Origin of the sequence: Aquabacterium sp. UBA2148 (assembly GCF_002328915.1) — a bacterium.
Taxonomy (GTDB): domain Bacteria; phylum Pseudomonadota; class Gammaproteobacteria; order Burkholderiales; family Burkholderiaceae_C; genus Aquabacterium; species Aquabacterium parvum.
Map to the genome: position 1 here is coordinate 27,105 of NZ_DCXA01000270.1, position 6,572 is coordinate 33,676.

The 6,572-nt window shown below is 67.4% G+C and carries 5 protein-coding genes; 1 reads left to right on the forward strand and 4 read right to left on the reverse strand.

Translation table 11 applies throughout. The features are described from left to right. The 3 genes from B2W70_RS15085 to B2W70_RS15095 form a co-directional block, all read right to left on the reverse strand. Positions 1-2,406 (reverse strand): monovalent cation/H+ antiporter subunit A (locus B2W70_RS15085; RefSeq protein WP_286746902.1); only part of this gene is annotated, 2,406 nt, incomplete at its 3' end. Positions 2,407-2,452: 46 nt separating this feature from the next. After that, on the reverse strand, positions 2,453-3,343 hold the full coding sequence (locus tag B2W70_RS15090; RefSeq protein WP_414631077.1) for a dienelactone hydrolase family protein: 891 nt from the start codon (positions 3,341-3,343) through the stop codon (positions 2,453-2,455). A gap of 113 nt (positions 3,344-3,456) precedes the next feature. Next, entirely contained in the window at positions 3,457-3,942 is a 486-nt protein-coding gene (locus tag B2W70_RS15095) for a glutathione peroxidase (protein WP_286746906.1), read from the reverse strand. 186 nt (positions 3,943-4,128) lie between these two features. Here B2W70_RS15095 and B2W70_RS15100 point away from each other — a divergent pair, with 186 nt between their 5' ends. Then, complete coding sequence (locus B2W70_RS15100) at positions 4,129-5,850, forward strand: hybrid sensor histidine kinase/response regulator (RefSeq protein ID WP_286746907.1); 1,722 nt, start codon at positions 4,129-4,131, stop codon at positions 5,848-5,850. A 61-nt stretch (positions 5,851-5,911) separates the two neighbouring features. On the opposite strand, the gene B2W70_RS15105 is transcribed toward B2W70_RS15100, so the two are convergent. Next, the coding region (locus B2W70_RS15105) for a M14 family zinc carboxypeptidase (protein ID WP_286746909.1) at positions 5,912-6,572 on the reverse strand (661 nt) is incomplete at its 5' end.

Here is a 6,572-nt window from a genome sequence, read left to right on the forward strand (position 1 = left end):
CAGGTCAAGGCCCGGATCGCGCGCGTTCATGCGCTGCGGCTGCGGCAATTCGATGGACTCGGTGGCCGGCCGAAAGCGCCGCAGCAGCGCATACACCGTCAGGCCCACGATGCCCAGCACCGTGATCTCGCCCAGGGTGTCGAAGGCGCGGAAGTCCACCAGCATCACGTTGACGATGTTGGTGCCGCCGCCTTCGGGCAGGGCCTTCTCAATGAAGAAGGGGGAGATGCTCAGGGGGGCATGGCGCGTGAGCAGCGCATACGACAGGGCTGCCAGCGCCAGGCCCACCAGCACGGCCAGGGTGAGGTCGCGCACCCGGCGCGACCAGTCGAGCACGCCCTGGTGCGGGGCCACGGTCTGCACCCGGGTCGGCATCCAGCGCAGCCCGAGCAGGAAGAGCACCACGGTCACCACCTCGACGGCGAGCTGCGTCAGGGCCAGGTCGGGTGCCGAGAACCACGCGAAGGTGATGCACAGCACCAGGCCCACCACGCCCAGCATGATCAGCGCCGCCAGCCGGTGAAACTTGGCCTGCCAGGCCGCGCCCACCGCGCAGAAAGCGCCAATGGCCCAAAGCACGACGAACTCGGGTGTCAGCGGCACGCGTTCGCGGTCGCCCCAGGCCAATGGCACGATCAGCGACGAGCCCACGCCCGCGAACAGCGCCACCGTCACCAGGGCCAGCATTTGCGGCTGCAATCGGCGGGTGCCCAGCAGGCGAACGGCGCGGCGCGCACGGCCCGACAACCAGGCCACCAGCAGCTCGAACACGCGCTTGCCCTGCAACCACCCGAACCCCGGCACACCATTGCCTCGGCGGGCCTTGAATCGCCTTGCGAACACCAGGTAGAGCACCAGTCCACCCACCGTGGCCACCAGGCTCATCATCAAGGGCGTGTTGAAACCGTGCCAGACGGCCAGGCTGTACGCGGGCAGCACGCCGCCCACCACGGGCTTGGCCGCCATCGCCAGCACATCGCCCACCGACCACGCCGGCAGCGTGCCCACCACCACGCACAGCAGCACCAGCAACTCCACCGGCACGCGCATCCAGTGCACGGGCTCATGTGGCTGGCGCGGCAGGTTGCGCGAGGGCGGGCCAAAAAACACATCGTGCCCCAGGCGCAGCGAGTACACCACCGCGAAGACGCCGGCCAGCGTGGCCACCGCCGGCAAGGCCGTCTCCAGCCAGGGGTAGGTGTTGATGTAGACCGTCTCGGCGAAGAACATCTCTTTGGAGAGGAAGCCGTTGAGCAGCGGCACCCCGGCCATGGCCGCGCTCGCCACGATGGCCAGCGTGCCGGTGATGGGCATGCTGGTGAACAGGCCGTCCAGGCGCCGCATGTCGCGCGTGCCGGTCTCGTGGTCGATGATGCCCACCGACATGAACAGCGAAGCCTTGAAGGTCGCGTGGTTGAGCATGTGAAACACCGCGGCCACGGCGGCCAGCGGGCTGTTCATGCCCAGCAGCAGCGTGATCAGCCCCAGGTGGCTGAGCGTGGAGTACGCCAGCAGGCCCTTGAGGTCGTTCTGGAACATGGCCACAAAAGCGCACAGCAGCAGCGTGACCAGGCCCGCGCCGCCCACGATCCAGAACCACATCTCGGTGCCGGCGAGGGTCGGCCACAGCCGCGCCAGCAGGAACACACCGGCCTTGACCATCGTGGCCGAATGCAGGTAGGCCGACACGGGCGTGGGCGCGGCCATCGCGTGGGGCAGCCAGAAGTGGAAGGGGAACTGCGCGCTCTTGGTCAACGCGCCCAGCAGGATCAGGCACAGCGTGAGCGGGTACAGCGCATGCGCACGAACCAGGTCACCCGCCTGCAACACGCGTTCGAGCTCGAAGCTGCCGACGATGTGGCCCAGCAGCAGCACACCCGCCAGCAAAGCCAGCCCGCCCGAAGCCGTGACGGTGAAGGCCATGCGGGCGCCTCGGCGCGCGTCCTTGCGGTGCGTCCAGTAACCGATCAGCAGGAAGCTGAAGATGCTGGTGAGCTCCCAGAACACCACCAGCTGCACCAGGTTGCCAGAGACCACCACGCCCAGCATGGCGCCCATGAAACCCAGCAGCAGCGAGTAAAACCGCGCGGCCGGGTCTTCGGGCGAAAGGTAGTAGCGCGCATAGATGACCACCAGCAGGCCCATGCCGCTGACCAGCATCGCGAACATCCACGCAAAGCCATCGAGCCTCACGACCACATCCACCCCGAGCGTGGGCAACCACGACAGGCGCTCGGTCAACACCTGACCGGCTTCGACCGATGGGTAGAGCAAGGCCAGCGGCACCGCCACGGCCAGCATGACGAGCGCCGCCCACAGGGACTCCAGGTTGCGGGCGTTCGTTGGCAACACCGCTGCAACGGCGCTGCCAACAAAAGGCAGGAGGACGAGCAAAAGCAGTGACATGCCCCGAGTCTAACGACAGGGGCCGCTCATGCCGCCGCGCACGGGCTCAGACCCCGTGGTCCTTCAACCAATCAAAGGCCAGCTTCTGCGCATACGTGGCCGCCACCTTGTCGTAGGTCGGGCGGTAGTCGGCGTTGAAGCCGTGGTCCACGTTCGGGAAGACGACGATCTCCGAGCCGCTGCCCGACTTGCTGATGCCGGCGCGCATCTGGTCCACCACGGGCTGCGGGATGTAGGCGTCCTTGCCCGAGTACAGGCCCAGCACCGGCACCTTGATCTGCTCGGCGATGTCGATCGGGTCGTGCGGCTTGATGTCCGACTTCATGCCGGCCAGCAGGCCGTAGTAGGCCACCGCGGCCTTGAGCTGGGGGTTGTGCTTGGCGTAGATCCACGCGGTGCGACCACCCCAGCACCAGCCGACCAGGCCCACGCGCTTCGTGTCGGCCTGCTTGCTGGCGCCGGCAAAGGCCACCGCTGCATCCAGGTCGGCGCACACCTGGGCATCCGGCACCTTGGAGACCACCTCAGAGAGGATCTGGCCGATGTCCGTCATCTTCGAGACGTTGCCCTGACGCGCGAACATCTCGGGCGCGATGGCGTAGTAGCCAGCCTTGGCATAGCGGCGGCACATGTCCTGGATGTGCTCGTGCACGCCGAAGATCTCCTGCACCACCAGCACCACCGGGTACTTGCCCGGCTTCTTGGGCACGGCGCGGTAGCCAGGGATGGTGCCACCCGCCACGGGGATCTTCACCTCGCCAGCGATCAGGCCCTTGTCGTCCGTCTTGATGGCTTGGGCCAGCACCGGTTGGGCCGCCACGGCGAAACCACTGGCCAGGGCGGTGACCACGAAACCACGGCGCGACAGGCCGTTGTCAGCGCTGTTCAGGTGAGCCTGGGGGTTCTGGAAGTCGAGCGGCTTGACGCCGTAATCCATCAGCTTCATGGGGTCCTCTGTGTGTTGATTGCGGGGGGAGGGAGCGCCGATCCTGCCCGAGAAGGGCGCATCGGTCTCGGTGCGTGCAGCATGGCCCCAGAGGGCCTGGGGCATCAGCTGCCCAGCGCCTTGGCGATGTCGGCGTCCAGGGCCTTGGGGGTGTCCGTGGGGGCATAACGCCCCAGCACCTGGCCGTCGCGGCCGATCAGGAACTTGGTGAAGTTCCACTTGATGGCCTTGGTGCCCAGGATGCCCGGGGCTTCTTTGACCAGCCACTGGTAGAGCGGGTGGGCGCCTGTGCCATTGACATCGACCTTGCTCATCATGGGGAAGCTCACCCCGTAGTTGAGCTGGCAGAACGAGGCGATGTCACCGTCGCTGCCAGGGTCTTGCGAACCAAACTGGTTGCAAGGAAAGCCCAGGATCACCAGCCCCTGGTCCTTGCGGGCCTGCCACAGCTTTTCCAGGCCCTCGAACTGAGGCGTGAAGCCGCACTTGCTGGCCGTGTTGACGATCAGGATCACCTTGCCGCGCAAGTCAGCCAGCTTGACGGGCTGGCCGGTGATCGAGGTGGCTTCGAAGTCGTAGGCAGATGGCATGGCGGTGTTTGATTGCACAAAATTGAAAGCCATCGTAATCGCAAGCAGATTCCCCAATTGAAAGCACGGGTAAGCCCGGCCTGACATGGATGGTCAAGCGCTCCGAAATTCCCTAACATGGTTTGCTCGGGAAATCACCCCGTCAAAAGGGTGGTTCACGGCCCATAGGAAAACGAGGAGCCCGCCATGCCCCAGGTCCTGCCCGCCCGCCACGCCGACGCACCCCGTCGTTCCCTGCCCATGGGGATCTCCGAGTCCATGTCCGACGACAACCAACGCCTCCTCGAAGAACTGCACACCCGCCAGGACGCCCTGGACCAGCAGACCCAATTGATGCGCCAGTTGCAGGTTGCCCTGCAGCGCGCCCAAGCCACCAACCAGGAGTTGGCCCTGGTGGCCGACCGCGTCACCGACGCCATCCTGATCTGCGACGCCAACCGCTGCATCAGCTGGGTCAACCCGGCCTTCACGCGGCTGACCGGCTTCACCCTCACCGAGTGCCACGGCCAGCTGCCCGAAGAGCTGCTCAGCGGCCCGCACACCGACGCCGCCGTCGTCGCCCAGATCAACCAGAGCCTGGCCCAGGGCGCCAGCGTCGAGCGCCTGGAGGTCTGCCACCACCGCAAGGACGGCGAGCCCTTCTGGGTGCGCCGCTCGGTGCAGCCCGTGCACGGCCCCGAGGGCCAGATGAGCCGCTACATCGAGGTGCTGACCGACATCACCGAGCCGCGCCGCGCCGAGGCCGAACACGCACGCCGCCTGGAAGCGGAGGTGGCGCTGGCTGGCAAGGTCGAGTTCCTGGGCCGCATGAGCCACAGCATGCGCTCACCGCTCAACGCCATCCTGGGCTTCACGCAGTTGCTGGACATGGCCGATCTGCAGCAGTTGCCCGAAAGCCAGCGGCGCCACCTGCAGCACATCGCCACGGCTGGCCACCAAATGCTCTCGCTGCTGGACCAGGCACTGGAGTTCGCCCAGCTAGACGACAAGGCCGTGGGCATCCGCCCGCAGCGGGTGGAGGTGGCCGTGCTGCTGCGCGAGATCCGCGCCGCGCTGGAAGACGAGGCCAAGGCCCAGTCCATCACCCTGGTGATCGACTGCCCGCCCATGACCGCCTGGGCCGATGGCCAGCACACCCGCTCCATCCTGACCAACCTGGTGCGCAACGCCATCCAGTACAGCTCCGAAGGCTCGACGGTCTGGCTGACCGGCAAGCCTGCGGCCGACGAGCGCATGGGCGTCGTCGAGGTGCGCGACCAGGGCTTCGGCATCGACCAGGGCGACCTGCCCCGCCTCTTCCAGCCCTTCACCCGGCTGGACTCCTCGCGCGGGCGCCACCACGGCAACGGCCTGGGGCTGGCCGTGTCGCAACGCCTGGCCGAGCTCATGCATGGCCGCATCGAGGTGACCAGCACGCTGGGCCACGGCTCCATCTTCGCGCTGCACCTGCCGCTGGCCGAAGCGCAGGGCGTGGGCCGCCCGGTGGGACGAGGACAAGAGCCCGCCGTCATGCTGCCGCCGCTGCGCATCGTGCACGTGGAAGACAACGCGCTCAATCGCAGCCTGGTCGAAGCCGTGTTCGCGGCTTACCCGCAGGTGCGCCTGTTCTCGGCCGAAAGCGCCGCCGAAGGCATGGCCGCGATCGAGTCTCACCGCCCGGACGTCGCGCTCATCGACATCAACCTGCCCGATGGTTCGGGCCTGGACATGTGCCGCAAGCTGCGCGCGCAAACCGAGTTCCGCAAGCTGCCGCTGCTGGCCCTGAGCGCCGACGCCCTGCCCGACCACATCGCGCGCGCGCTGCAGACCGGCTTCAACCACTACCTGGTCAAGCCACTGCAGATCCCGCGTTTGCTGGGCATTTTGTCGACGCTGCCGACGCAGCAGGCGGCCCCGCCAACGCGCTGAGCCCGCACGGCCCCGAGCATCCAGGCAGGCGATGCCGGGGCTGCCTGGGTTGGGGGCTGCCTCAGTCCGCGCCCAGCTTCTCGGCCGTCCAGCGCAACAGGTCCAGCCACATCTGCCGCATCTCGGCGGCCTGCGGCGTGCGCAGCGCGCTGTTGAGCTCGATGGTCACCACCGGCAGCTTCTTGTGAACCCCGCCGTAATTGCCCAGGCTGCCCGGGAAGATGCCGACCTGGTCCAGGTACAGGCGCCCCAGGCGCTGTGGCGGCACGTGCGGGCCGTCGAAATCGAGCACGCCATAAGGCGCGTGAACAGCCACGATCAGGTCGGGCTTCCAGCGCGCCATTTCTTCGTGCAACCACTGTGACTCGGGCTCGGACAAGGCCTTGGGGCCAGGAAAGAGGCGCGGGTCGGAGCCCGTGCGCTTGGCCCAGTAGTGCGGCGCCTCCTTGTCCCATTGGGGCGTGGGGAAGTTGCGGTTGAGGTCCACCCCCCGGGCGTTGGTGCGGGTGGGCTTGTCCTTGAGCATGCCGTCGGGGTTCATCAGCGGCACGAAGCGCCAGTGGATGTTCGACGGCGTCAGCAGGGCCTGGTCGATCCAGTGCAGCACCAGCGAGCTCGACGAAGGCTCGTCGCCATGGATGCCGCCCACCACCAGCACCTTCAGGCGCGCCTGCGGGGCCACCACGTCGCGCTGAAAAATGGGGGTGCCGCGCACCGAAGCG